Origin of the sequence: Chakrabartyella piscis, assembly GCA_030067835.1 — a bacterium.
Lineage (GTDB): Bacteria > Bacillota > Clostridia > Lachnospirales > Anaerotignaceae > Chakrabartyella > Chakrabartyella piscis.
Map to the genome: position 1 here is coordinate 2,773,516 of CP092441.1, position 24,306 is coordinate 2,797,821.

At 35.1% G+C, this 24,306-nt stretch carries 20 protein-coding genes; 3 read left to right on the top strand and 17 right to left on the bottom strand.

The window, feature by feature from the left end; all coding sequences use genetic code 11:
• Window positions 1–39: 39 nt before the first annotated feature.
• From dctP to MJY40_RS12630, 14 genes are all read right to left on the bottom strand, one after another.
• The gene (gene dctP, locus MJY40_RS12565; RefSeq protein WP_317854551.1) at window positions 40–1,062 is read right to left on the bottom strand and encodes a TRAP transporter substrate-binding protein DctP; all 1,023 of its coding nucleotides are present in this window, start codon (window positions 1,060–1,062) and stop codon (window positions 40–42) included.
• Between the two features lie 161 nt (window positions 1,063–1,223).
• Window positions 1,224–1,880 carry a GntR family transcriptional regulator gene (locus tag MJY40_RS12570; RefSeq protein ID WP_317854552.1) on the bottom strand — a complete coding sequence of 219 codons (657 nt, stop codon included), beginning with the start codon at window positions 1,878–1,880 and terminating at the stop codon, window positions 1,224–1,226.
• A gap of 519 nt (window positions 1,881–2,399) precedes the next feature.
• Complete coding sequence (locus tag MJY40_RS12575; RefSeq protein WP_317854553.1) at window positions 2,400–3,599, bottom strand: ATP-binding protein; 1,200 nt, start codon at window positions 3,597–3,599, stop codon at window positions 2,400–2,402.
• A gap of 298 nt (window positions 3,600–3,897) precedes the next feature.
• Window positions 3,898–4,467, bottom strand: coding sequence for a glycerol-3-phosphate responsive antiterminator (locus tag MJY40_RS12580; protein WP_317854554.1), 570 nt, complete (start codon window positions 4,465–4,467; stop codon window positions 3,898–3,900).
• 96 nt (window positions 4,468–4,563) lie between these two features.
• Complete coding sequence (locus MJY40_RS12585) at window positions 4,564–6,078, bottom strand: FGGY-family carbohydrate kinase (RefSeq protein WP_317854555.1); 1,515 nt, start codon at window positions 6,076–6,078, stop codon at window positions 4,564–4,566.
• Between the two features lie 47 nt (window positions 6,079–6,125).
• Window positions 6,126–7,001 (bottom strand): class II fructose-bisphosphate aldolase, encoded by an 876-nt coding sequence (locus MJY40_RS12590; RefSeq protein WP_317854556.1) that lies wholly within the window; start codon window positions 6,999–7,001, stop codon window positions 6,126–6,128.
• Between the two features lie 36 nt (window positions 7,002–7,037).
• On the bottom strand, window positions 7,038–8,093 hold the full coding sequence (locus tag MJY40_RS12595) for a 2-hydroxyacid dehydrogenase (RefSeq protein WP_317854557.1): 1,056 nt from the start codon (window positions 8,091–8,093) through the stop codon (window positions 7,038–7,040).
• A gap of 37 nt (window positions 8,094–8,130) precedes the next feature.
• A complete protein-coding gene (locus MJY40_RS12600; protein WP_317854558.1) occupies window positions 8,131–9,387 on the bottom strand; it encodes a PTS galactitol transporter subunit IIC in 1,257 nt (418 codons plus the stop codon).
• Window positions 9,388–9,764: 377 nt separating this feature from the next.
• Window positions 9,765–10,523, bottom strand: coding sequence for an SDR family NAD(P)-dependent oxidoreductase (locus MJY40_RS12605; RefSeq protein WP_317854559.1), 759 nt, complete (start codon window positions 10,521–10,523; stop codon window positions 9,765–9,767).
• A 467-nt stretch (window positions 10,524–10,990) separates the two neighbouring features.
• Window positions 10,991–11,914, bottom strand: a complete 924-nt coding sequence (locus tag MJY40_RS12610; protein WP_317854373.1) for an IS3 family transposase — start codon at window positions 11,912–11,914, stop codon at window positions 10,991–10,993.
• Complete coding sequence (locus MJY40_RS12615; protein WP_317854372.1) at window positions 11,799–12,146, bottom strand: transposase; 348 nt, start codon at window positions 12,144–12,146, stop codon at window positions 11,799–11,801. Before MJY40_RS12615 ends, MJY40_RS12610 begins: the two co-directional genes overlap by 116 nt.
• 184 nt (window positions 12,147–12,330) lie before the next feature.
• Window positions 12,331–13,137, bottom strand: coding sequence for an Eco47II family restriction endonuclease (locus MJY40_RS12620; protein WP_317854560.1), 807 nt, complete (start codon window positions 13,135–13,137; stop codon window positions 12,331–12,333).
• A 1-nt stretch (window position 13,138) separates the two neighbouring features.
• Window positions 13,139–14,365 (bottom strand): DNA (cytosine-5-)-methyltransferase, encoded by a 1,227-nt coding sequence (dcm, locus tag MJY40_RS12625; protein WP_317854561.1) that lies wholly within the window; start codon window positions 14,363–14,365, stop codon window positions 13,139–13,141.
• Between the two features lie 149 nt (window positions 14,366–14,514).
• Entirely contained in the window at window positions 14,515–15,210 is a 696-nt protein-coding gene (locus MJY40_RS12630; RefSeq protein WP_317854562.1) for an HNH endonuclease, read from the bottom strand.
• A gap of 536 nt (window positions 15,211–15,746) precedes the next feature.
• On the opposite strand from MJY40_RS12630, the gene MJY40_RS12635 reads away from it, so the two are divergent.
• Together MJY40_RS12635 and MJY40_RS12640 are read left to right on the top strand one after the other, a co-directional pair.
• Window positions 15,747–15,953 carry a hypothetical protein gene (locus MJY40_RS12635; protein WP_317854563.1) on the top strand — a complete coding sequence of 69 codons (207 nt, stop codon included), beginning with the start codon at window positions 15,747–15,749 and terminating at the stop codon, window positions 15,951–15,953.
• Between the two features lie 27 nt (window positions 15,954–15,980).
• Window positions 15,981–16,295: a hypothetical protein gene (locus MJY40_RS12640; RefSeq protein WP_317854564.1), complete on the top strand. Its 315-nt coding sequence runs from the start codon at window positions 15,981–15,983 to the stop codon at window positions 16,293–16,295.
• A gap of 630 nt (window positions 16,296–16,925) precedes the next feature.
• On the opposite strand, the gene MJY40_RS12645 is transcribed toward MJY40_RS12640, so the two are convergent.
• The 3 genes from MJY40_RS12645 to MJY40_RS12655 all read right to left on the bottom strand — a co-directional run bounded on the left by MJY40_RS12645 (window position 16,926) and on the right by MJY40_RS12655 (window position 22,743).
• A complete protein-coding gene (locus tag MJY40_RS12645; RefSeq protein ID WP_317854565.1) occupies window positions 16,926–18,932 on the bottom strand; it encodes a protein NO VEIN domain-containing protein in 2,007 nt (668 codons plus the stop codon).
• A gap of 1 nt (window position 18,933) precedes the next feature.
• On the bottom strand, window positions 18,934–21,312 hold the full coding sequence (locus tag MJY40_RS12650) for a hypothetical protein (RefSeq protein ID WP_317854566.1): 2,379 nt from the start codon (window positions 21,310–21,312) through the stop codon (window positions 18,934–18,936).
• 357 nt (window positions 21,313–21,669) lie between these two features.
• The gene (locus MJY40_RS12655; protein WP_317854567.1) at window positions 21,670–22,743 is read right to left on the bottom strand and encodes a DUF6076 domain-containing protein; all 1,074 of its coding nucleotides are present in this window, start codon (window positions 22,741–22,743) and stop codon (window positions 21,670–21,672) included.
• 139 nt (window positions 22,744–22,882) lie between these two features.
• Here MJY40_RS12655 and MJY40_RS12660 point away from each other — a divergent pair, with 139 nt between their 5' ends.
• Window positions 22,883–23,893, top strand: a complete 1,011-nt coding sequence (locus MJY40_RS12660) for an AAA family ATPase (RefSeq protein ID WP_317854568.1) — start codon at window positions 22,883–22,885, stop codon at window positions 23,891–23,893.
• Window positions 23,894–24,306 lie beyond the last annotated feature (413 nt).

Consider the following 24,306-nt stretch of genomic DNA (forward strand, 5'->3'; position numbering starts at 1 on the left):
GCTAAGTTATCATCTCATATAGGTTATACCACCCATATATCAATCGGCATTTGCAATAAGACCTTCCATCAATTCTGTTCCCAAAACAGATTCAAATTTTGGCCATACATCAGCTCTAAAGTAATCTGCTGCAGCTGCCAATTCTTCTTCTGTTGGAACATAAACTTCAATTCCTGCTGCTTCCATATCCACAAGCGCTTGGTCATCAAGAACTTCTCTCAAATCTGCAACAACCAATGCTTCAGCAGCGAAAGTTTCTTTGATAATGCTTTGTTCTTCTTCTGTAAGAGACTCAAATGTGTCTTTATTGACAATTGTTACAACCAATTCATGGATATAACGGTTGTCTGCAAAGTATTCAATTACATCACCAAAGGATGTTTGGTTTACATATGCAGAACCTCCAAGCCAACCATCAGCAACACCTGTTTGCAACGCAGAATACAAATCAGCATATGCAATTGTAGTTGTATTGAAGCCCATACCTTGAGCAGTCCAAATCAAAGAGTCCATGCTAGGAACACGCAACAATTGAGGATGAGAAGTACTGAAGTCCATTACATTTTCAATGGATTCTGTAGCACCAATTCCCATGAAACCATCCAAATAAATATTCAACATTTCTACATCCAATTCATTGAGAATACTTTGCAATTCAGTATATACATAAGAACCATCTGCAAAAGTTGTTTTTGCTTGATCATAGCTTGTAACCAAATAAGGTACTGTAAGCATTTCCAATCTGGAATCAAATTGTGTTGGAATAGAAATGGTAGCCATATCAATGGTACCTTTCATAACTTCTTCAAACACTTGTGTGTAATCTCCCAATTGGTTGGCAGGATACACTTTGATTTCTACACTGCCACCAGTTGCTTCTTGAATGGCTTCGCTAGCTCTAATTACAGATTGTGCATCATTGTGGTCTTCTGGATATTGGGTTGCAAGTTTCAATTGTTTTACTTCCACTTCATCTCCACTGCTGCTGGAGCTGGAACCGCCACAACCCACCAAACCAAATACCAATGTACAACAAACAAGACTTGCAAATAATTTTTTCATACTTATTTCCCTCCTAGTTTCTTCTGTCCATTTCTTGACACCCACTACTTTTTGATATAAAGCTATATAAAAAAGCTCCTTTTGAAAAGGTAACTTTACACCCATATTTTAAAAATATAAATCTCTTGCAATACAATAAACCATTCATCCACAAAACCAGTTTACTCAGAATCTGGTGGTACTCGAAGACCTGTTTCATAGAACACTGTGGAAGAATTCATAATGTGTTGTAAAAAACATTTACTTGCCATATGTGGTTGATGATTCTCCAAATGATAGGCAATTTCTTTCCATTCTTCTATGCTTTCTACTGGTCTTGAATTGAGTTTGTGAAACTCCAACCCCCTCCAAGTGATTCTAGAAATAACATCAGCGCTCATTGCCAAAGCTCTTTTGAGCATTTGGTTGTTGCTTCTTTCTGGGAACAAACTATGATTATCCAATTCTGCAATTACATAATCCAAAAATCCGCCATACTCCATTTTTCTACAATTCTCTTTGATTCTTTCAATATCTACTGTTGTCAAATTGGGATATGCAATCAAAAGACATTCTGGTTCTACAATCATACGAAACTGGAAATTATCTAAAATTTCTTTATAATCAATTGGCTTTACATAATTACCAGAACGAGGTAACGAATATAAATATCCTCTTTCGCATAATATACGCAATGCATTTTTTACTGCTGCTCTTGGTACACCATATTCTTGGCAAATACCCAACTCTGTCAAACGGAAATGATCTTCCAACTCTCCAGATAAGATTTTATTACGTATTGCCTCTACAATGTAGTCTTGTTGAGACTGACCTTCCATATTGCACTCTCCTTAGATTGAATAAATATTCACTGTATACCATCATCGCACCCTATAGATGTTGGAAATTAATGTATTTTCTGAAATTTCAATTATTTTGAAAAAATTGTTTTTTCTACAAATTTTTACAAAACCAACATTATTTTCAAGATTTATTTAAGATTTAATTTTGAATATAGTATATATTACAATATTTATGCCGTCAACTGAAATTTCAGTTTTTTATGCATTTTGTATACATGTATGATAATTTATTTCTTATTGCGATTTTTATGTGCAATTTTCGAACATTTTTCATAAAAAACCTTGTATCTCTAATTTTAATTTATTTTAACGAATTTTATTCAAAATTTTAACCATAAAAACAACGTTCAAATTCCATATCACTTGCAAATTCACAAATATTCATATAAAACTGAAACGCAATACTGTAATCTGATGATTAAATTATGTCCATTCGTAAAAACTAAAAAAGCCTGCAAGCTCCGCTTATATTTACGAAGTTTGTAGGCTTAATTTTTATGTTTCCAATAACCAATCTGCCAAATGCAATTGACGTATGCCATCATAATTGTTGCCAACACCAATCTCATCCAAGGTCAAAAGTATTTTGGGGTGATGGTCTGAAATCGCCTTAAGCGAAGCCAATTCCCTTTCCAAAGTGCTTTCTGCCAAAACAGATGCCGATACCTGTACATATAAAATTCCATCTTGATTTTCTGCCACAAAATCCACTTCTTTTTCTGCCACCTTGCCAATGTGTACACGATACCCTCGTCGCAACAATTCAAAATAAACAATGTTTTCCAATAAATGCCCCAAATCAAAACTTCTAGTGGATAAAATCAAATTGCGAATACCAGTATCCACTATATAATATTTTCCAAGGGTTTTCAAATATTGTCTACCTTTGATGTCATAACGATCTACTTTGTAAAAAATATACGCATCACAAAGTGCTTTCAAATAGCAATCTACAGAATTCACAGAGGTTTTTCTGCCTGAGGATACAATGGTGTCTGCAATTTTTTTCACAGAAATGGGACTACCGATACTTGCTGCAACGGTTTTTACGATGTTTTCTAAGAGGGTAACATCTGTAATTCCTTCTCGTTTTGCAACATCCTTAATTAAGATGGAACTGTAAATCCCTTCTAAATAATCTTGGGTGTCGGCAAAACTTTGCCCTGAAGTCGCAATGTATGGAAACGAACCAAATCGCAAATAGTCATTTAAAAGTTCACTTTTTGTCTTTGTACCGCCAACACCTTCCGCATATTCTCGAAAAGATAAGGGCAACATATCAATCTTGATATACCGCCCAGAAAGCAACGTCGCCAACTCACCCGAAAGCATATAGGCATTGGAACCTGTGATGTACACATCCACATTTTCTTTGATGAATAAGCTGTCTACCACCTTTTCAAAATTGGCACAATTCTGCACTTCATCAATAAAAACATATGTGTATTTTCCAACACAAAGACGTTCTTTGATGTATGCGTATAGCTTTTGATAATCCAAGAGTGCCTCAAAATCCATATCTTCCAAATTGAGGTGGATGATTTGGTTTTCTTCTACGCCTGTTTCTCGTAAGTGCTTTTGGTATAATGCAAATAGAGTGGATTTCCCACATCTACGCACACCCGTTACAACTTTTATGACTTTTTTCTCTTTCCACTCTAGTAGCTTCGATAAATATTCTTTTCTTTGTATCATGGCTTTCACCTCCGACTTTTTATTTTATTTTATCATTTGATATATAAAAAGTCAAAGTTTTTTCTGTATTTAATAAAAACTTATATTATTTTATCTTTTTTCTTGTTTTTCAACAAAAATATGCAAAATTCCCCCACCGTTTCTAGTAGCAATTGCAAATTTTTCTTTTTTTCATTAACACCAGTTGTCAAGTATTTCTTGACAGCTGAAATGGTATCAATTTCACATTATTCTAACGTATTGCCAATATATAAACCGATATTTTATTTTTTTGACATCACCTCTTTTTCGGCAAACTTTATTTACCCTCAGGCTCATATCCCCATAATTCCACAGAACTGGTTGCAACAGCTGAAAATCCCGCTTTGTATGCCGCATCAACAAGCTCCTTTGTATTGACAAATCCACCAAGTATATATTCCGTATCATTTTGCTTCTTGAATTCTTTCAAAAATTCAATGCCATACCACGCCGGACGTAATTCAATGGCATTATACTTCGTCTCCTTTAAGCTGCGAAAAGCCACTTGTAACGAATAGGAATCTTCTAATGCAATTCTCCGAATGGTTCGAATATTTTCTTTACGCACCAACCCCAATTTACTATTACTAGAACCCATAACGCAATCAACCAAATACATATTTTTCAAAAATTGGAATGCAACTTTATCCGCACCTAATCCACCAACAAGCTCATGATTGACAATAACCTTTTTACCAGCTTGATGACATACCTGCACCATTTCTTTTAAATTCCCAATATGTGGACATCCTAACATAATCCATTCTTCCTGTCCTTGCAAAGCTTGTTCCAAATACCGAATACTCCTAACAGAGGGTATTACATGAAATTTTCCGTCACGAAACATATTTTCGCCTCCTTTTTCTATAATTATAATCCATTTGTCTAACAAAAGAAAGACCCTGCCGTATCATAACAAGGTCTTTCTAAAATGGATTATTCTTTATTTTCGTTTGCTCCAGAACTGTTCCATCGCTTTATTCAAATCACACCAAAGTTCATATCTTTGGTTATAAATTTCAACCATTTCTGGATTGGAAACCATTGGCTCTTTGATTTTCACAGCTTTTGCAAATGCATCTTCATAGCTGTCATAAACACCCACTCCAATACCTGCTACAATTGCACTTCCCAAAGCACAAGCTTCGTCACAATCTACTCGGATAATGGGTACTTGCAAAATGTTTGCAAAAATTTGATTCCATACAGTACTTTTTGCAGTTCCACCAATCAATCTGATTTCATTCAATGGAAGTCCTTTTGCTTTCAAAATTTCAACATGATGTCTATGGATGAAACCAACACCTTCTGCCACTGCATAAGCAAGTTCCGCATAACTGGTATCTTGATTGATATCAACAAATGCTGCCTGTGCACCCGGCACAATACCTGGTTGTGCTACATATGGGCAGAACAAAACTTTTGCATCTGCTGGATTTACACTTGCAATCAATTCATTCAAAACTTGATACATGGTAATACCACGTTTTTCCGCTTCAATTTTTGGATAATCTCCAAGCACTTGTGTAAACCATTCATAGTTAGAACCCGATGCTCCTGTATTGGAACAATTCAAATATCTACCACGTTTCAAATAAGGCATATTGAGGAAGATTCCTTCTACAGCTTCTTCGGAATGTGTTTGGTTGATACACCAACTACCTGTAATCAATGTATATGCACCTTCTTCTGTTGCTCCAGCCGCAACCAACCCTGCCAAAACATCCATCACGCCTGCAACTACAGGTGTTCCTACTGGAATACCTGTCATTTTAGATGCTTCTTCTGTTACAACACCAACAACTTCTGTTGCCTCTGCTGCCAATTTAGGCATTGCATCATACAATTCAGGAATACCACAAATATCCAGCAATTCTTGAGAGTAATCCATTGTATCCATATCCAACAAAACAGAACCACCAATACAATTCAAATCTGTCGCAAACACACCTGTAAATTGATACATAATATAATCTTTGAATGTCAAAACACAAGCAATTTGATCATAAACATCTTTTTCATTGTCTTTATACCATCTCAAAATAGGAATTGGAGATCCTGCAAATGGTTCAGCTTTGGTCAATTTGACAATCTCTTTCATGGCACCACTTGCTTCAAATGCTTCCACAACACCCGTTGCTCTATAATCTTGTGAAAGACAACCAGGTGCAATAATTTTTCCATTTTCACCCAAAATGACACAGCCGTTTCCAAAAGAAGTTACACCAATACCTTTGATTCCACTTGCATCAATGTCTGCACTTTCAATGGCTTCCAAAATTGCTTTGCTTACAAAATTCCACACATCTGCAATATCAAATTCTTCAAATCCAATGCCACGTTTTTTCACTCTTGTAACAGGACTTACTGCCGTTGCCACTACATTACCCGCTGTATCAAAAATAACCACCTTACAAGAAGTATTGCCAGCATCAATCGCTACTAAATATTCTTTCATATTTTTCCCTCCTTGTTATCCTACTCAAGTCAACAAAATTCTATCTCTTATGCTTTATTCACAGAACCCAATAACTCAATTTTTTCTTTCACAATTTCTTTCACTGCCGCAAGGGGTTTTTCGTTTGCATTTTTAATCCAAAGTGCATATGTTGCGGAAGATTGAATTTTCTTTTCAATTTCCCTAAAATAAACATTCATCAAATCAGAATGAATATTGATTTTGCAAACGCCTTTTTCGATTGCCAATTTGATTTGGTCATCAGGCGTACCAGAACCACCATGAAGCACCAAAGGTACAGGGGAAATTGCATTCAATTCTTCAATGAGATCAAAGTGCAATTTAGGTGTACTTGTATATACCCCATGAGTCGTTCCAACTGCAACCGCTAAACAATCTACATTTGTTTGTTCTACGAAATATTTCAATTCTTCTGCTTTTGTCAAAGTATCATCTGGATTTTCAAATTCCTCTTCTGATTTCGCTTCACCAGACACCAACCCATTTCCAACATGTCCCAATTCTGCTTCCACAGTCACCCCACGTGCATGTGCATAATCTGCAGCTTCTTTTGTCAACGCAATATTTTCTTCCAATGGTAAGATAGAACCATCATACATAACAGAAGTCATCCCCAAATCCACACAAAGTTTGAGTCTTTCCATATCTGTTGCATGATCCAAATGTACACACACTGGAACCGTTGCACGTTCAGCCATTTTACACACACAATGGACCCAATATTCTGCCATATCGCCTTCCATATCCCACAACAAGCCCATAATAATTACAGGTGCATTCACTTCTTCTGCTGCTTCAATGATTGTTGTTGCCATTTCCAATGTGCTTGCATCAAATGCTCCAACACAATATTTTTCTTTTCTTGCTTTATTTAACATATCTGCAATGGTTACCAATGACATAACATTCTCTCCTTCTCTTTATAAACCTCGGCAATATTATAGTTTTGCTGCAACAAATGCAAACAATTCTTTGTTTACTACATATCTAGAAGTTTCTTGATTCAAAATTTTAATCATCTCCGCTGCAATCAATCTAGGTGAATTGGTGAACGCATCTATTGTTCCACCTGCCAAATGTGGTGTAATGGTTACATTATCCAAAGCCACCAATGGATAGTCTTTTGCCGGTGGTTCTACGTCAAATACATCTAGTGCTGCACCAATGATTTTTTTATTTGCCAGTGCCTCATGTAAAGCAACTTCATCCACAAGACCCGATCTAGCTGTATTGATCAAATAAGCATCCTCTCTCATCAATGCAAGAGTTTCTTTATTGATCATATGTTCTGTTTCTTTGCTCAAACGCATATGTAATGTAATAAAATGAGATTGTTTGAACAATTCTTCCATAGAAACTTGTGTCACATAATTAGGCACAGAAGTCACATATGGATCATAAATCAAAATGTTCATTTCAAAACCACGAAGTCTTTGTGCCACCTTACGACCAATTTCACCAAAACCAACGATCCCAACTGTTTTATATGGCATATCAGGAACTGTTGCTGCATTTGCATAATCACGAATCCAGCTGCCTTCTTTTAAGTTTCTATGACTTTTTGCTATATTTCTGCTTTCAGAAAGTACCATTCCCACTGCGAAATCTGCAACTGCATTTGAATTTCTACCCGGTGTATTGTAAATCAAAATTCCTTTTTCTGTTGCATAATCTACGTTGATATTTTCATATCCACCACGCAACACCCCAATAATTTTCAAATTTTTGCAAGCATCAATTACCGCTTTTGTCATAGGACAAAATTGTGTGATTACCATATCTGCATCACAAATTGCATCTATAACTTCTTGTGGTGGTTCATAAGCCTCGCAGCCATTCACTTCCACCAACAAATTAATTCTTTGCAATTCTTCATGGCTAGGTACTGCCCATTGTATTGTAGATACTTCATGTCCCAATTTTTCAAATTCACAAAACCCTTCTTTGATATATCTTTCTGGTATAAAAGGATCTCCAATCCCTACAATTTTCATTTCAAACACCCTTTCTTTCTATTATTCTGCTGTCAGCTTAATCTCCAATCAACTCAGATATTTTGATGATACTCCAACCAATTGGCGAATTGTATGTAGCAGAGATGTTTCCATATTCTTGACCTTCTACTTGTTCCACAATATGTGAACCTACAGCAATATCTGTATATGTTTTGCTTTGGTCTGTACTTCCATACAAGCACAAAGACAAAATAACAAGACCTGTAATATAAATTCTAAACATATTTCTCTTACAGAATGGAGCAACCATGGAAATCAAGAATACCACTGCTGACAAATCGGCAAATGGCAACATTTTATTTCCAGGAAGAATCATAGCAAGGATAATAGCCGATGGAATCAAAAGCAAGGAAGTTGCAATGATACAAGGTTCTCCAATCAAAAGAGCAGTATCCATACCGAAATAAAATTCTCTACCTGGGAACATTTTTTGCATATATTGTTCTGCCGCATCACGAATGATCATAACGCCATCAACTGTAAGTTCTACCATTTTGGGCAAAATCAACATAACTGCCGCCACATTAACTGCCAAAGGCAAAATTTGTTCAATAGACCAACCTGCCAAAATACCAAGGCCACCGCCAAGTATTGTTGCCAAAGTAAGAGGTTCTCCAATTACGCCCAGTGTTTTTGTGATTTTTTCTGGATTCAAATCAATTTTATTCAAACCAGGAATACGTTCAATAATCCAGTTAACCGCAATACCAATAGGAACAAATGCACCACACGTTACGTGAACAAATGCAACCCCTTTGATGTTGTACATTTCTTGGATTGGTTTTGCTGTCAAATCCCCGATGATGAAAGCAATCAAGTAGCTCAAAAGTGCTGCTACAACACCAAGAACCATACTATCTGTATTTGCATATACAAAAGCACCTACCAAAGAAATCAACCAATAGTTGAAAATATCGATATTAATAATTTTTGTTTTATTGATTACCAATAATACAACGTTCAATAGAATTGCACCTGCTACGATAAACGGAATCAATGGTGATGACCATCCCATTGCCGCACTGGTTGCCCAACCAACATCAACAACATTGAGTTCAAGACCAAATCTTGTTACCATATCTTGTGCTGCTGGTCCAAGGCTTTGAATCAACAACCCAACCACTAAATTAATACCTGTAAAACCAATACCTACTGTCATCCCAGCTTTGAATGATTTTGCTGGACCAACCTTAAATACCAGCCCAACTAGGAAGAAAATAATAGGCATCATTACTGTTGCGCCCATAGAAATAATCGTATTAAATACAGCCATGCGTCTCTCTCCTTTTTCATAAGTCCACTTCAACAACGTGTCAAATACTCACAAACTTGCCAACCCTAACTGCAGTCAAAATAGAATATATCTTTTCCCAACGGCCGTTTTGGAAAAATAAAAAAATGCAACTATAACCCTCGGCACTTTATTCGTACCACGAGATATAATTGCATTCAATTCACCATACAATTTTCCATTTTGTTGTAACGGACATTTGTCCTGCCCATGTATTCATTATAGCATCTTGGAATTATTTGTCAATGCAATTTGTATATTTCAATATTTTTTATGCTTTTTTCACAACATTTATCTTTTAATTTGCCTATTCATCCCCTTTCAACAGCTATAACAACCAAATTTCATTTCATATCATTTTATCGCATCAACATTCCACCAGTTGCGTCCACAGTGATTCCCGTCAAATATTCTGCTGACTTTGAAGCCAAAAATACAATCACGTTAGCCACATCTTCTGCTTCAGCAACCCTTCCAATTGGAATTCGCTCTTGATAATATTGTGCATTTATTTTCAACAGCTTTTCCGTCATAGGTGTGCGCACAATTCCTGGTGCAACCCCATTAATATTGATCCCATATTTTGCAACTTCTCTTGCTTGTGAAATCATAAATGTAACCAAACCCGCTTTTGCTGCAGCATAGTGTGCATGACCTGTTGTGGAACCATGAAATGCTGCTTGTGAAACCACATTTACAATTTTACCCTTATTCTTTTGTTCTAAAAAATGATTTACACATAACCTACTCAAAATATACGGAACTTCCAAATTAAAGTATACCGTTTTTTCGAACTCCTCTTTTTCCATGTCCGCCACATATGCAGTCGGCCATATCCCAGCATTGTTTACTAATATATCAACTGTTCCCATAACTTCTATGCTTTTTGCAAATAATTCTTCAGCAGCACCAATTACCGAAAGGTCACTCGCTATGCCCACTGCATTTACTCCATATTCTTTCATAATTGAGCTTGCAACTTTATCAGCTTCTTGTTCGTTTCGTCCAGAAATAATCACATTTGCTCCTTCTTCTGCAAAAATTTCTGCTGATGCTTTTCCAATCCCCTTGGTACTCCCTGTAATTAACACATTTTTGCCGACCAGTCCCATTTCCATAATTTCACTCCCCCATCGTGATATAATCATTCCAACTCATGTATAAAAAATGCAGATACAATCAACGACATTATTGCCGTCAATTATACCTGCATTCCATTCTCCATACAGAGTTGTATTTTGTTGTATTTTGTTGTATTTTCTCTTTTTTTGAGATGTATCAATTATAACGATTCTATGATATGCTGTCAAATTATTTTTTAAATTTTTTCACACTATTAATTCCATTTATCTTTTCTCGCTCACTGACTAAATTCACAGAATTTTTCTATTTGCTTCTTCCATATATATACCTATTTGTTTGGTAACCGATGACTCCATCACTCATTGAAATCTCTTATTTTGTTGGTAAATCTTATTTCTAGAACTATTAATATAGTTTATCTATAATGGCTCAGTTGTCAAGACAAAAAAACAATTCTTTTTTAATGAACTCAATTTAATAAAGGAAAGAGTAACCCCTCCTCTTATGCTGCCATTGGTAACAGTTGCATGGGATAATACATGGATGCTGGTGTCTGGTAGTCCAGCGCCGAATGAAGACGTTCAAAGTTATATGTGTGAATATACTTTGCTATCTCTATTCGAGCCTGCTTAATGGATGTATATTCTGTCAAATATGCTTCTTCGTATTTGAAGCTGCGAAACCATCGTTCAATCATGATGTTATCAGCCCATCGCCCTTTGCCATCCATGCTTTGTTTGATTTTTTGTTCCTTCAAAAAGGCTCTGTATTCATTGCTTGTAAATTGAGAGCCCTGGTCTGAATTCAATATGATAGGTGTTGCTACTTTCAATGCCTTTTTGACCGCATTCATAACCATATGAGTGCTTAATGTATCATCCACTTCCCAACCAACAATGCAACGACTATACCAGTCGATGATGGCTGTTAGATACAGAAATCCGTGTTTTGTTCCAATATAGGTGATGTCGATTGACCACGCCTGATTGGGACGTTCGATAACCGCATTACGCAATAGATAGGGGCATATCTTTGCCTCCTGCATGCGTTTGGAAAGGTTCATCTTTGGATAAATCGGATCAATGGCCATTTCATTCATGTAACGTCTAGCACGCTTGCGACCTACGTTATGGTTGCGTTGTTTCAGTTGTGCTGACATCTGCCTTGCACCCCAAGTGGGATGTTCTGTGTGTAGCTGATCAATGATTCGTTTGCATTCCAATTCCTCAGCGGATATCGCTGGCTTTTCATAGTAGATGCTGGTACGATTCACCGATAACAGCTTTGCACCTGTAGATACAGGTATATCCTTAGTCTTCGAAAGGTTTTGGAGAATACTTCGTTTCGTAGTCTGGTCCAAGAACTTCTTCAGATTTTTTTTTGAGCCAGTCCACTTGCATTGTAAGTTGACCGACTTTTTTGGCATATGCTTCTTTTTCCTTACGCTCTTGTTGTAATTTTTCGTTCGTTTTTTCCATACGAGTATCATCAAATGCAGCAGATGCATTGGATAAAAATTCTTTTTTCCAATTTCTTAACAGGTTAGGCTGGATGCAATTTTCGGTAGCCAATGTGTTTAAATCTTTTTCGCCTTTCAGCAACTCAATCACCAAATCGGCTTTGAATTGAGCGGTGAAACTTCTTCTTGTTCGAGACATGTGTGAGCACCTTCTTTCTGATGTTGTTAGTATAACAAATTCATTAAGAATTGTCTCGAAAATTGTCTTAAATCACGGTACCATTATAATCATCGAATGTCTTAATGGCTTCGTCTTTTAAAAAGTATGATTTTTCATTATTTGAACTACTCATATTACCTCCTCATTGTAATATAAACTTAGTTTAAAATCCCTTATACCCACCAAATCCCAGCATATACACAGCCATGGCAATAGCCATGTCATCATCTTTCGCTCCGTGTTCCAGTGGAATTTTCTTAAGTTCATCCATTACAGTATCATTTGGCACTTCCACATTTTCAAGGCTATCTACAGCTTTCTGGATAACACCAGGCAATACCATACACATTTGATAGAACGCATCTTCTTGCCCTGTCACCATTGCGTAGAACTGATCCAAGCTCACTCTACGAATCAATTTATGTCCAACTTTTTTCTTATCAACAGTGGTTTCCCATTTGATGTTTTGAGATTTTTGTGCAATCGCTTCTACTAAGAAACAGGCACAATCATCGTCTTCTAGTAGTTGTGCTTGCATTTTGATAAATGTTTTACCTGCCGAAGCTGAATTCATTGTGTTATGCTTATTTTTCATTTCAACAAAAACTTTACTCACAACACTGCCATCAGGCAATTTGATATTATCCTTATCTTCAAAAATAACATCCCAACCACCCTCGTCACCATTATCTGGAACATGACATTTATCAATATATTTAAAAATTCTTTGATGGAAATATCCAATGTCATTGTTATTTGATTTATCACGTTGTCTAAAGATTTCATTGCTCACAATTTCATCCCAAGAAGCACGATAAACTGTTTTGTCAAAAATCAACTTAATTGGATCTACAATATTTTTATTAAATCTCTTTAGGTCAAAAGAATTTAATTTTTCGCCATACTTACCGATAGTAGCCTGAACGTGTTCTAAAAACTCTTCTTCTGTTATAAATGATAGTGGCCACATATTATAATCCCTCCAAACTTTCTTTGATTTTCTTTCCAATTTCATATGCTAAATTCACTGGAACTGCATTTCCAACCTGTTTATACTGTTGTCCTACGCTACCACAAAATGCCCAGTCATCAGGGAAAGTTTGACATCTTGCATTTTCTCTCACAGTAAATGGCCTTGCTTCCAGTGGGTGGCAACGGTCTGTTTGCTTTTGACTTGGTGACGTAAGAACTGTCAAAGACGGCTCATCAAGGCTCATTCTTCTTAAGATACCTGTTCTACCGCCCTCCATATACCAGCACGATTTCATATATGGCTTTGCAACCTCTTCTGGAATGTCCTTCCAATAACCACCAGCTGGCACAAGTTTGAATATCTCTGTTTTGGCTTGTGAATATAAGCTACCAACACTTTTAGGACAATCAAGAAGAATGTCACGAAGTACAGGTTTATATTTATGTTGTACTGGGAATTCAAAGTCAATTTTATCAACCAAATCATTTCTAACACCAACCAAAATAAGTCGCTCTCTTTTTTGTGGAACACCATAGTCCCAAGCGTTTAATACTTTCTTTTGAACTGTATAACCCTCTTGATTGAAAATTTCAAGTATAGTCTCTATTGTTTTCCCACCATCATGAGTTAATAGACCACGAACATTTTCAAACAGGAACATTTTAGGCTGTAATTTTTCCAAAAAGACAGCATAGTGATAAAAAAGTGTTCCTCGAGCATCTTCAAGCCCAAGTCGTTTTCCTGCATAAGAAAATGCTTGACAAGGCGCTCCGCCAGATAATAAATCCAGCTCACCTTTTTTAATATCAAAATATTCTTCCAAATTAAGTGGAGATATTTGTTCTACGTCACCATGAATTACTCGCCAATTTGGACGATTACATTTTAAAGTTTCAGCTGCGCTCTTATCCCATTCCACAAGTCCAATAGCATCAAAACCTGCTTGTTCAATACCCAAAGCAAGGCCACCTGCACCCGCAAACAGTTCAATAACTTTTAGATTTGACTGTTTCTTAACACTCTTTGCATCTATAATTTCTACCACATCTCCTATATCGCAAGAAAGGGTACAGCAAATTTTTTCCAAGCTCTCAATAGAAACAGGTTCCTCTTTTCCCATTCGTGCAAGCACATTGAAACTAATTCCAGCAGCTTCCTTCAATTCTGTTTTATTCATTTTTCTATCTATTAATTGTTTCCAAAGTCTATCATAACTTACGGGCATTGTAATCTTACCTTTCTTTTTCTATTACACATTTTCGGTTTGTATAATTATATCACAAAATATCTTAATTTCCAACAAATCTCACTATATAGTTAGATTATCTTTCCGATAAAAAAGCCCAACCCCTATTTGAAGAGCTGAGCTTTTAGCTATGTTATAAATAAAACATCTCTATGATATTCTAAATAATTTAAAAGTTGTTTGCTAGATTTTAAATCAACATATATATTATTAGAAATATGTAGCCTATCAATATTTTCAATTCCAACAAAAGACGAGATAATAAGTTGACCTGTACTTTTAAATGTAATCAATCCACAGTCAAACAGTTTGTCCATGTTAGCACTGAGTAATAACCCATTTTCTATATCAATGCGTTCACTATTCTCACATACAGACCAAGGTTTGATATGACTCGCAATAAGAAGTTTTGAGTGGTTTATTCCAGAAACAACGCATTCACCATTATATTTTTCCATAAGTCCATTTCTATATGCACTTTGGCCAATACGAAGTTTCGTTAAAGACATCTTTTCTGTAAACAAATTTTCATCCATTCCATCAACTTCCTCTACAAAATCTGCAACAAAATATCGATATTGTTTTAGAGAATTGCTATACATTCTCTTTCCTTTTTCATTTTTAGCTACAAATTGAGGGTTTTGGAAAATCATATTTATAGCTATATCCAACTCAAATTTATTCATATCAAATAGGCTTTTATATATTACTTTGAGCTCCATCATATCGTTAGATATGGTGTTAACTGCACGCTTATATTTATAAATCGAGCTATCAGATAACGTAGTATTTTCTGCCATCCATTGTGAAAATTTATTAAACATTGCAATCCACACCTCTTTCATTGATATGTTATATTGTAATTATACTCCACTTTCATTGAAAAATCTAATATAAATCAAAAAGTATTATCATCTTTCTTGATTTATACACCTGCCAAATCCCTCTATATCACCTCACACATCAATATTCAATTTATTTCAAAAACGCACGCATACATAATGCGATGCTCACTATTCATAACTTTTTTCAGCATTTTATCGTAATGAGACTGGTATTTAAATCTTGCAGGATAAAGCGAGGTGGTCGGAATCCCTCCTCACATGCCACAATCGACGGCAGTGCCGACGTTTTCCAAAGCCATCAAGGTGGTCGTAAAACCAAAACAATTCCACAGAAGTGGTCGTAAAGCAAAGGAATGCCGAAGTTAAAGGCTTTTCTAGGTGGTCAGCAAGGTGGTCAAAGAAGGTATATGGCACGATGCAAGAATAATCACTCTAGCAACAAATTTACTCCTGATTCTTCTAGCTATTCTCCAACCTCTATGATACACTGTTGTACTTGAAAAGGAGGTGGCAATATGACAAAGCTAACATTACAAAGACTGCACCTAGGTGACAAATACAATATTATGGGCAACGCAACCAAAGACTTTCTACAAAATAGTGCCCCCGTCTATGACGAGCGTACTGAAATAGAACTTCTTATCATCAAGCACACAACTTTAATAACGAAAAAAATGAAACACTGCAGCGACTATATTTTGGACTTCGAGTCTGAAATGTAGTCATTTTTGTATTTGGGAGGTGAAAAAATGCAAGAAAAATTAGACAGACTATACCACATGTTTTATCATTCAGGCTCACAGACTTCATTGGAAACCGAGGTCAAAACTTTACATCATGAATTAATACAAACTCTATCAAAATCCGACAGAAAAAAAGTGCTCAAAATAATCGATAGACTCACGCTGATCACACTACTTCAATCTAAAGATAGTTTTGTCTCTGGATTTCAATTAGCAACAGAACTACAAATCGAATTGCAATTTTACAAACAAGGCGGCTTCGTTTCGGAAACAACTGAGCTACATCCATCCTTTGATATAGACATGAAAATTAACGAATAACATTAATATGTTTTACAGAAACTTTACAATAAACAGCTACCGCTATAATGAAATTAAAAACTATTAATAAATATTGACCTCGTGTTCAAACCAGAAAATCCCTGTTATATAATTCAGATTGAGATCAAAACAACTATTCTTAAATATAAAAATATACACGATACAATGCTTACAGAGTGCTCTGCCGAACTTTTACTTCCCACACCGGTGGGGCTTCATCTCTTATCTAATGTTAGTCTCCAGTACAAAACAAATCCATATGCTGTTACTATTATTGAATTAGCTACACTCTACTACCATTAGAACTATAATTATAATTACAGTTGGTTACTAATCTTAGTTTATATATTCCTCAGAACTGTTTTTGCAGGTTCCAAAAATATCACACAATTAAATTTTTATATTTTTCTATACCTAACTTTTTAATTTCTCGTAACTCTTGTTGTTAATAGAATATTAAATATACATCTAATATTTAATACATAACGTTATATTTTTGTAAGTAAAAAATTTAACGCTACTGAAATTTTTATTGGCTATTTCAGTAGCGTTACTTTGCTCATATCTTTATATCTCAAATTTTTTCTTGATAATCAAGCCTATCAAACCACATTTCTATGAATTCACACATCAGTCTTCATATCTAAAAATATACTCTTCACCACTGAAACTATCACATACCCACTCCCACTGTCTAACTCTTTTTTCCACCTGAATATTATTCAGCGGATCTTTAACATATGTGACTTTTATACCGTCATTTCGTTGAATTACAATACACATATAAAAGTCTTCCCCATATTGATGAGCTGCTGTATATTCATTATTAGTCATTGTAAATTCCGATGTTTCAGATGGTATTAGTTTAACTTCTATATATCTCATTTTCCCATTGGGCATTTTACTTTCAACATCATAGCCCAAGTTTTTCTTGCCGACATAAATGGCTTTGTTGCCCATTGCTGTTTCAATATCTACACATTGTTGTTCTGCGGAACGCCATCTTGTAACCTTTGCATTTGGAGTAAGGTTTATTTTTTTTTCAATTTTTCCATGATCCATTATTTCATACGGATTTAGCAAAAGCTTTTCTTTATTAGCAAACCATATCCAATCTTCAGAACTACAATATAACTTTAAATTATCAATCATTTGTGGAGAAAGATTTTTATTGACACAATTTTTCAGTTCAATAAGCCGTCCATTAGCATCCTTTATCATCAATAAATTTATATCTAGCTTACCACTATTATAAATAGCATTTTTAGCTGCTTTAATTGAAAATGCATATAATTTAGCCACCAAATCATCTGGACACATTTTTATAAAGGTTTTTTCAGATAAGAGTGCAATATATAAATCTAAAGGCATGCTCTCTGTACAGTACTTTTCTATAAATCTCTCAACAAAACTATCGTTATTAATCACTGTTTTTTCAGAAATAATTTTTGAGTTTGACCTAATAAATACCTTTTCATTTAGCGTGAAATAATCATCCATAACTAAGTATTTTTTCAGCGGGATAGCTGTTCCTCCGTTTAAAATGATATTTCTTTCTTTTATAGCCTCCGAAAAAGCAATATATAAATCATTTGCAATAGGAGCATATGTTGATCGATTAATTAATGCACCTAAAATTTTTCTATCATAGTTGCCTTTTAAACTTTTTAAAGCAAGGCATGTTAAGTCATCTGTAAGCATTTGCAATTTTGCTTTTGTATTTGAGTCTAACATCAAATGTTTCCTTGATGGATCTGTAGAAAAATCGGCATTTATTTTTAATTTAAAAGGCGACTGTTCAAGAGTAGGCAAATAGCAGTGGAATACCGATAATTTTATATCTGCCTCAATAATTTCTCCTGTTATAGACCTCTTAAAAGCAAAACTACCACTACCCTTTCCTTTATAAACCACCCAATTTTCTTCAATGCCATTTTCATGAATACTTACACTAAGACCGTTGCTTTCATTTTTTCTCGAAACTGATATTAATGTAGGTTTATAATCTTGAAATTGGATAGTTTCTACATTTCTAAGAAATAATAGACTACTACTATCAAACTCTCTTATTTCTTCTTCCATTATGGATTTTTTTGCCTGTTCAAAAGCAAATATAGTTGTATACCCTGCATTATGTAGCTCTGTAAAAATTTTTTTAGTTCTATATGGCATATCCACATCTTTAATAAAAAAGGGGATTCTTACTGTAGGAACTTCAGATAATCTCAAGCCTAGCTTTTCAGCACAGCTCGATTTAGAAAAAGAAAACACGCAACCATTTGATGAAATAAGTATATTATTAGTCATTGCGGTCGTGCTTTTAAATCCAACACCTCGATAGCCTATGTGCTGTCCACGTTCTTTTTTACTCGCACCCGAACGACAAATTGCAATCAAATCATCCTCAGTAAACGGTCTACCATCATTTGCAACAAATACAGTTGCCCCAATCATTTTCACTATCACTTTTCTCGAAAGGGCATCATCTGCATTTTGCAATAATTCGATTAAAATTCTCTCTCCATAACTTTCTGCAAGATAACCTTCCATAGCTGCCATATCTGTTAAAAGTCTCGGAGAGCTTTTAGCTTCTTCCAAAAATTCCGAACTAATTTTTTTGATTTGATCCGATAACATTCTACACCTCCAAAGCTTTTTCAACCCTCTTTAGTTTCATAATTAATTTTTTTCGCTCAGGACTTTCACTAAGCATATTTGCAATATTTAGCAAAAAGGCGACTTGTGTTATATCAAGCGTAGTTACATCCTTTTTGAGTAATAACATTTTTTGTAGAGATGTACAAATTTGACTATCTGTCAAAAACTTGTTTTTTGTTACCTCCCCAATTATTTGTATAATGTTATCAAACAGATAATCATTTAAAAGCATTCGAAGGAATCTATTAAAAATCTTCTCATTTTCTATTGTAAAGTGCTTAAGTGATGGAACAATATCTATCAATGTTGCAAAATCTTCTGACGATAACATATTTTGTACTTTAGTAGCTACTAAATCCTGTCTAATAATATTAGAGATGAATTCATTGATTTTTAAGTTTATATTTGAATCATTAATTTTAATAAGCGGACTTAATGCATAAAATAATACATCGTTGCCACCTATTGGTATCTGTCCATGAATCAGATTTAGATACCTCACAAAAAAATCAAAAATAAACATATTGATCATTTCTTGTGACAAAATAGATTCATCCATTAAAATTGCTAAACCCAACTTTAAATTCAATAAACTTTTAGAATCTGCTGAACTATCAGCAAAAAATTCCCACAGAACCTCTTCGCATTCAAGATGATATGAATCAGGATACAACAAAGAAAGAAAAGCTCTTATATATTCTTTTGACCAAACATCCCTATTTTCAATTGCTCTTTCTAAAATCAGAAATATTTCACAACTATAGTACCATTGAGGATTTTGTGGTTTTAAATAATGTTTAGCTATAAATGCCTTTACTTGGTCGTTAGTATTAATAAGTTTTGTTACATTGACAATGTCAGTTTCACCTACCAAGCTATTGAAAACAGAAATTGCAATATCTATCCAATAAAAACAATGCCTTTCATTTTCAATCGTCCACTCAAATCGGGGTTTAGCTTTTGCTTTTTCGTATTTTTTTACACATTCTAATACTATTGGAATTAGGCAACTTGGCTTTTCTATAGTAACTTTTGTACATATATTTAACAATTGACTCTGAACATTATTAATTTGTACATCTTCCGTATATTTCAAAGAGCGTATTTGCTTTAAGCATATATCTAATGTATTACCAGATGGAGTTAATAACAACAGCTCTTTTGAACGTTTGGGCATAAATTTTTCATATGTTTTAAACACCACAAACGCATCTTTTGATAATGGTGCATTTCTTCCAGTAAGCAAGTTTCTGTAAATGTCATCTAACGAAACTAAAAATCTATTACCACAAATCTCTTTGAGCAAATCATCCAATAAGGCATAGTCGTTATATTGTAAACACAACCATAGATAATAACAACAATCAAAACTGTGTTCATTTTTATTATTGAAATTCAATTTTCCAACACAAAATTTGACAATTTCAACATTTGATTTAATGAAAAAAAACGAACTTTTCTCATCCTTGCATTGTCTATCTCCTACATGCTGAATTATATTCATTATAGATTCAGACAATTCTCTTGAAATAAACTCATCATTTATATAATCAGCATATTTAGAATATAGAAACTCAATAACATCTTTTTTTTCATCCTTAAAATCACGATCTAAATTGAACAGCATACTTCTAAACCAATTATTCTGTTCAGTAATTGACAGGTTGTCCAGAGCATACATAGCATCTTGAAATAAAGAACTTTCTTTTTTCATTTTTAATAACATATATTTTAAATAAAGACTATATTGAGGATCTAGCAGACATATTTCCTGTTCAAGTACATATACGCAATCCGATTTTGGCTTTGAAATACTTAATTGCCAGTTTACAACACTAAAAAGGAAGTATGGCTTTTCATCTTTTCCAATTAAGGATAGAATAAAAGCAAGCATCTCTGAATCATTTTCTTTTATTAAATATTTCGCAAACCCTACCCATCCAGTAAAACTATTCAACACACCTTTAGATTTCAAATTCCCCTGTGAAACCTCTCCGCAAACAATCAAGCTCCCATATATCTCGAACACTTTTCTTATGAGACTTTTATCACAAAAAACATTACATTGATAGGACTCTTCATTACGGTGATACAAAGTGTTTAATATCCTATTGATAGGATAAACCTCATAATATTTACACTCATACATTCTGTAGATGTCAAAATAGTTATCCAGAAAATCATGAATAACCTTATTTCCACTAGTGCTATCCGCTTTTGAAATTTCTAAAATGGTATTTATAATATCTGTACAGCAATTTCTGGATACATAATCAAAGTCTGATTCCCATTCGAAATTTTTTGGATTCAAGTTTACTAATAGTGATACAAGCTCAGTATATTGACTTATATTTGCCATAATGCTCACCCCTTTTAATATCGAATATAAAGCTATACCTCTTTTACAACCTTAATTACTATCATTATATTGACAGCAATAACTATTAATTTATTTTGTGGTTAAGCGATTTATAGATAGGTTTTCATCTTATAAATATGTTTTTATATTTCATTATACCATAAAATACTAATTTAAAATATATCTGAATATATAACGCTTATTCTATAATTCCCAACAAAAATAAGATTGTTTTAATACTATATTAAATTGAAAATTGTAGTAAATCATCGTTTATTTTCTATATTCAGCTGCTCTTCATCTCCATGTTCAACCAACTATTTTTGCAACCACCTATATTTAACTCACGGGCGTATTTTATATCCGATCCATCATGGTTTTATATTTCACATCAGAAATTTTGCCATGAGCTGCTTTGTCTTTCAAATCCTGTGCCAGCGACACTTGTTCGTTCCATTCATCTTCGGAAATGCTTCCACGATTTCGTCTGGTTTTCAATCGATTATAGACTTTGAAATATTCCTTTTGGATCATGGAGCTACCATTTTTGGTTTTTTCTTTATTATGAGCGCCGACTTTCCGACAAGTTTTCTTGGTTTCATTTGGGGCAATGCGTTCACAATAAATGGTATCATAACCGCCCACAGCAAGGAAATACTTTCCACAATTATGGCATCTACGAGGAACATTTCCAACCGCCATTGCTTTCATCAAGTCGGTGTATAAAAAGCTTTCCAAAGTGCCGAAGGTCATGACTTCAGCCAAGAAAGGTTCTTTGGTTTTGGGATGCAGTTTGGGTTCGTATGACAACGAAAAAGGAAAATGTAGTTGGTGTAAATCCAGTTCGTCTGTGCTTTCATCTTCTTGGTCGGCTAGGTCATATCCATTTCGAATGTCACGTTTATATTTTGCGTAAGCTGTGACATAGCTATCTGGTTTGCGTGATGGCAAAGTTTCAAAATAGTTTTCCAACATGAAATTTGTGTTGCGGATAAAGGTTTGAATTTCAGGTACAAGGTGTTCGATGTGATAAAGCCAAGTCTGTAACATTTGGTTGCGAGCAGTTCCATTCGTCATCATATCATCCACTTCGTCTGGGTGCTCTTGCATATAAGAAATCAGGTGTTTCACCTGAAAGTTATGCCCTGAGAATTTTTCATAGACAGGCAATTTTGCAAGTAACTCCCAAAGGGCAAGCAATGCTTCATGTGACAAAGCAGCAGAGGTGATGCTTCCATTCGCCAAAAAAATATGAAACTCATATTTGAATGTTTCAACCTGATTTGCAATCTCACGGAGAATGGATTGATCCATCTCCAAAACTTGATTTGCGAAGTAGCCTAGTGGATAAATTTTGTTGCCGATGATACTTTCTTTCTTCGTAAACGATACATCAAAGTTGTCAAAAAAATCGTGGTTCATCAAAAACATAGCTACCTCCTGTATCCGATAGAGTTTTCAAAACATACCTGCCTTTTGCTCAAATTATTGTAAAGATTTGAAAATCTGTTACCATGATTGTATCAAATGCAAAAACAAAAATCAATCGCAATACAAAAGGGGGAATTCAATGAAAAAATTCAACACCATAACGGTAGCGGATCTATCCACAAAGTGCATTCAACGAACACCATTTATCATAGAAGAAATCTTGCCGAAAGGGCTGACAATCCTTGGTGGGCTAGGGAAAGTTGGTAAGTCATGGTTTTCCTTTTGGCTTGTGATGCAAGTGGCAAAGGGTGAACCGATTTGGAATTTCAAAACAACCAAAGGCACGACATTGTATTTGGCTTTCGAGGACAACGAAGAGCGGTTGCAAGACAGATTATTTATGCTAAATGATGAAATTGAAAATGCACCAGCCAATGCACATCTCTGTATTGAAATTTCAAAAATGGGCGGTGAGTTGGAAAGTAGAATACGAAGTTTTATGGAAGAACATCCTGACACCAACTTAATTATTATTGATACATTGCAAAAGGTGCGTGGCAACACAGAAAGCAACTACATTTCAGATTATGAGGACGTTACCATTCTGAAAAATCTTGCGGACGAGTTCAAAATTGCAATCGTAGTCATTCACCATTTGCGAAAACAAAAGGACAGCGATATTTTCAATCAGATTACTGGTTCAACAGGTTTGCAAGGTGCAGCCGACACTATGATGGTGCTTGATCAAAACAAGAGAGGTGAAGATTATGCAACGCTCCATTTGGTTGGACGTGATGTAAAATCTCGAGAATTGGAATTGGAACGTGGCGAAGATAACATCTGGATTTTACTTTCTGACAGCCTACACGAATTGAATGTGAAAGACACAAATTTTGTAAATGCCATTGACAAACTGATGAGAGATGCAGATTTTTGGACAACCAACCCAACGGAATTATCGACCCTTATAAGCGCAGAAAGTGGCGATAACTATTCCAACAAGATGGTGACAAAGGTTTTGCGTAGACTTGCCAAAAGCCTTGAAAACATTGGAATTTACTGCAATATGCGAAAAAGTAATGGATGCCGAATCATTGATATTACCAAGATGAGGGACGATAGTAGCGATAATATCAGGCTCCTAAAATAATCGACCTTATCGCCCCTTGATGACACAAAGCGTATTTGTGCATTTGGAACAGATACAATCCCATGTGTGTTGCCTATTGCTTGCCAATGCGTAGAGATGTAGCAAATCTGTGGAAACATCATCCCATATGGGATATAAACCCCAGTGTGTTGCCTCTGTTTGCCCCTGTGTGCCGACATAAAAAATCTTTGGAGCAATCATCCCAAACAGCAGACAAACCCCATGTGTGGCGACGTGTCGCAAAGCTTTGGGAAATCAGTGGAATATGATACAGCCACCAGCCAAAAAGGTATACACAGATAGCCGTGTGTAGACACAAAACCACCCAACTTGTTGGGGCGAGCAGAGCGGACGTGTATACGCCCACAACTCGTCAATCCTACTATTCGGGTGTACCCATGCCCCTCACAACT

Coding starts and splice junctions, on each gene's coding strand:
- MJY40_RS12580 (WP_317854554.1), bottom strand. CDS start 4,467: ATGTTTCGTGACGGAAAATTTCATGTAATACCCTCTGTTAGGAGTATT.
- MJY40_RS12610 (WP_317854373.1), bottom strand. CDS start 11,914: ATGCCAAAAAAGTCGGTCAACTTACAATGCAAGTGGACTGGCTCAAAA.
- MJY40_RS12585 (WP_317854555.1), bottom strand. CDS start 6,078: ATGAAAGAATATTTAGTAGCGATTGATGCTGGCAATACTTCTTGTAAG.
- MJY40_RS12645 (WP_317854565.1), bottom strand. CDS start 18,932: ATGTTATCGGATCAAATCAAAAAAATTAGTTCGGAATTTTTGGAAGAA.
- MJY40_RS12635 (WP_317854563.1), top strand. CDS start 15,747: ATGACAAAGCTAACATTACAAAGACTGCACCTAGGTGACAAATACAAT.
- MJY40_RS12595 (WP_317854557.1), bottom strand. CDS start 8,093: ATGAAAATTGTAGGGATTGGAGATCCTTTTATACCAGAAAGATATATC.
- MJY40_RS12575 (WP_317854553.1), bottom strand. CDS start 3,599: ATGATACAAAGAAAAGAATATTTATCGAAGCTACTAGAGTGGAAAGAG.
- MJY40_RS12655 (WP_317854567.1), bottom strand. CDS start 22,743: ATGTTTTTGATGAACCACGATTTTTTTGACAACTTTGATGTATCGTTT.
- MJY40_RS12605 (WP_317854559.1), bottom strand. CDS start 10,523: ATGGAAATGGGACTGGTCGGCAAAAATGTGTTAATTACAGGGAGTACC.
- MJY40_RS12615 (WP_317854372.1), bottom strand. CDS start 12,146: ATGTCTCGAACAAGAAGAAGTTTCACCGCTCAATTCAAAGCCGATTTG.
- MJY40_RS12650 (WP_317854566.1), bottom strand. CDS start 21,312: ATGGCAAATATAAGTCAATATACTGAGCTTGTATCACTATTAGTAAAC.
- MJY40_RS12660 (WP_317854568.1), top strand. CDS start 22,883: ATGAAAAAATTCAACACCATAACGGTAGCGGATCTATCCACAAAGTGC.
- MJY40_RS12590 (WP_317854556.1), bottom strand. CDS start 7,001: ATGTCATTGGTAACCATTGCAGATATGTTAAATAAAGCAAGAAAAGAA.
- MJY40_RS12570 (WP_317854552.1), bottom strand. CDS start 1,880: ATGGAAGGTCAGTCTCAACAAGACTACATTGTAGAGGCAATACGTAAT.
- MJY40_RS12640 (WP_317854564.1), top strand. CDS start 15,981: ATGCAAGAAAAATTAGACAGACTATACCACATGTTTTATCATTCAGGC.
- MJY40_RS12600 (WP_317854558.1), bottom strand. CDS start 9,387: ATGGCTGTATTTAATACGATTATTTCTATGGGCGCAACAGTAATGATG.
- MJY40_RS12630 (WP_317854562.1), bottom strand. CDS start 15,210: ATGTTTAATAAATTTTCACAATGGATGGCAGAAAATACTACGTTATCT.
- MJY40_RS12620 (WP_317854560.1), bottom strand. CDS start 13,137: ATGTGGCCACTATCATTTATAACAGAAGAAGAGTTTTTAGAACACGTT.
- dctP (WP_317854551.1), bottom strand. CDS start 1,062: ATGAAAAAATTATTTGCAAGTCTTGTTTGTTGTACATTGGTATTTGGT.
- dcm (WP_317854561.1), bottom strand. CDS start 14,365: ATGCCCGTAAGTTATGATAGACTTTGGAAACAATTAATAGATAGAAAA.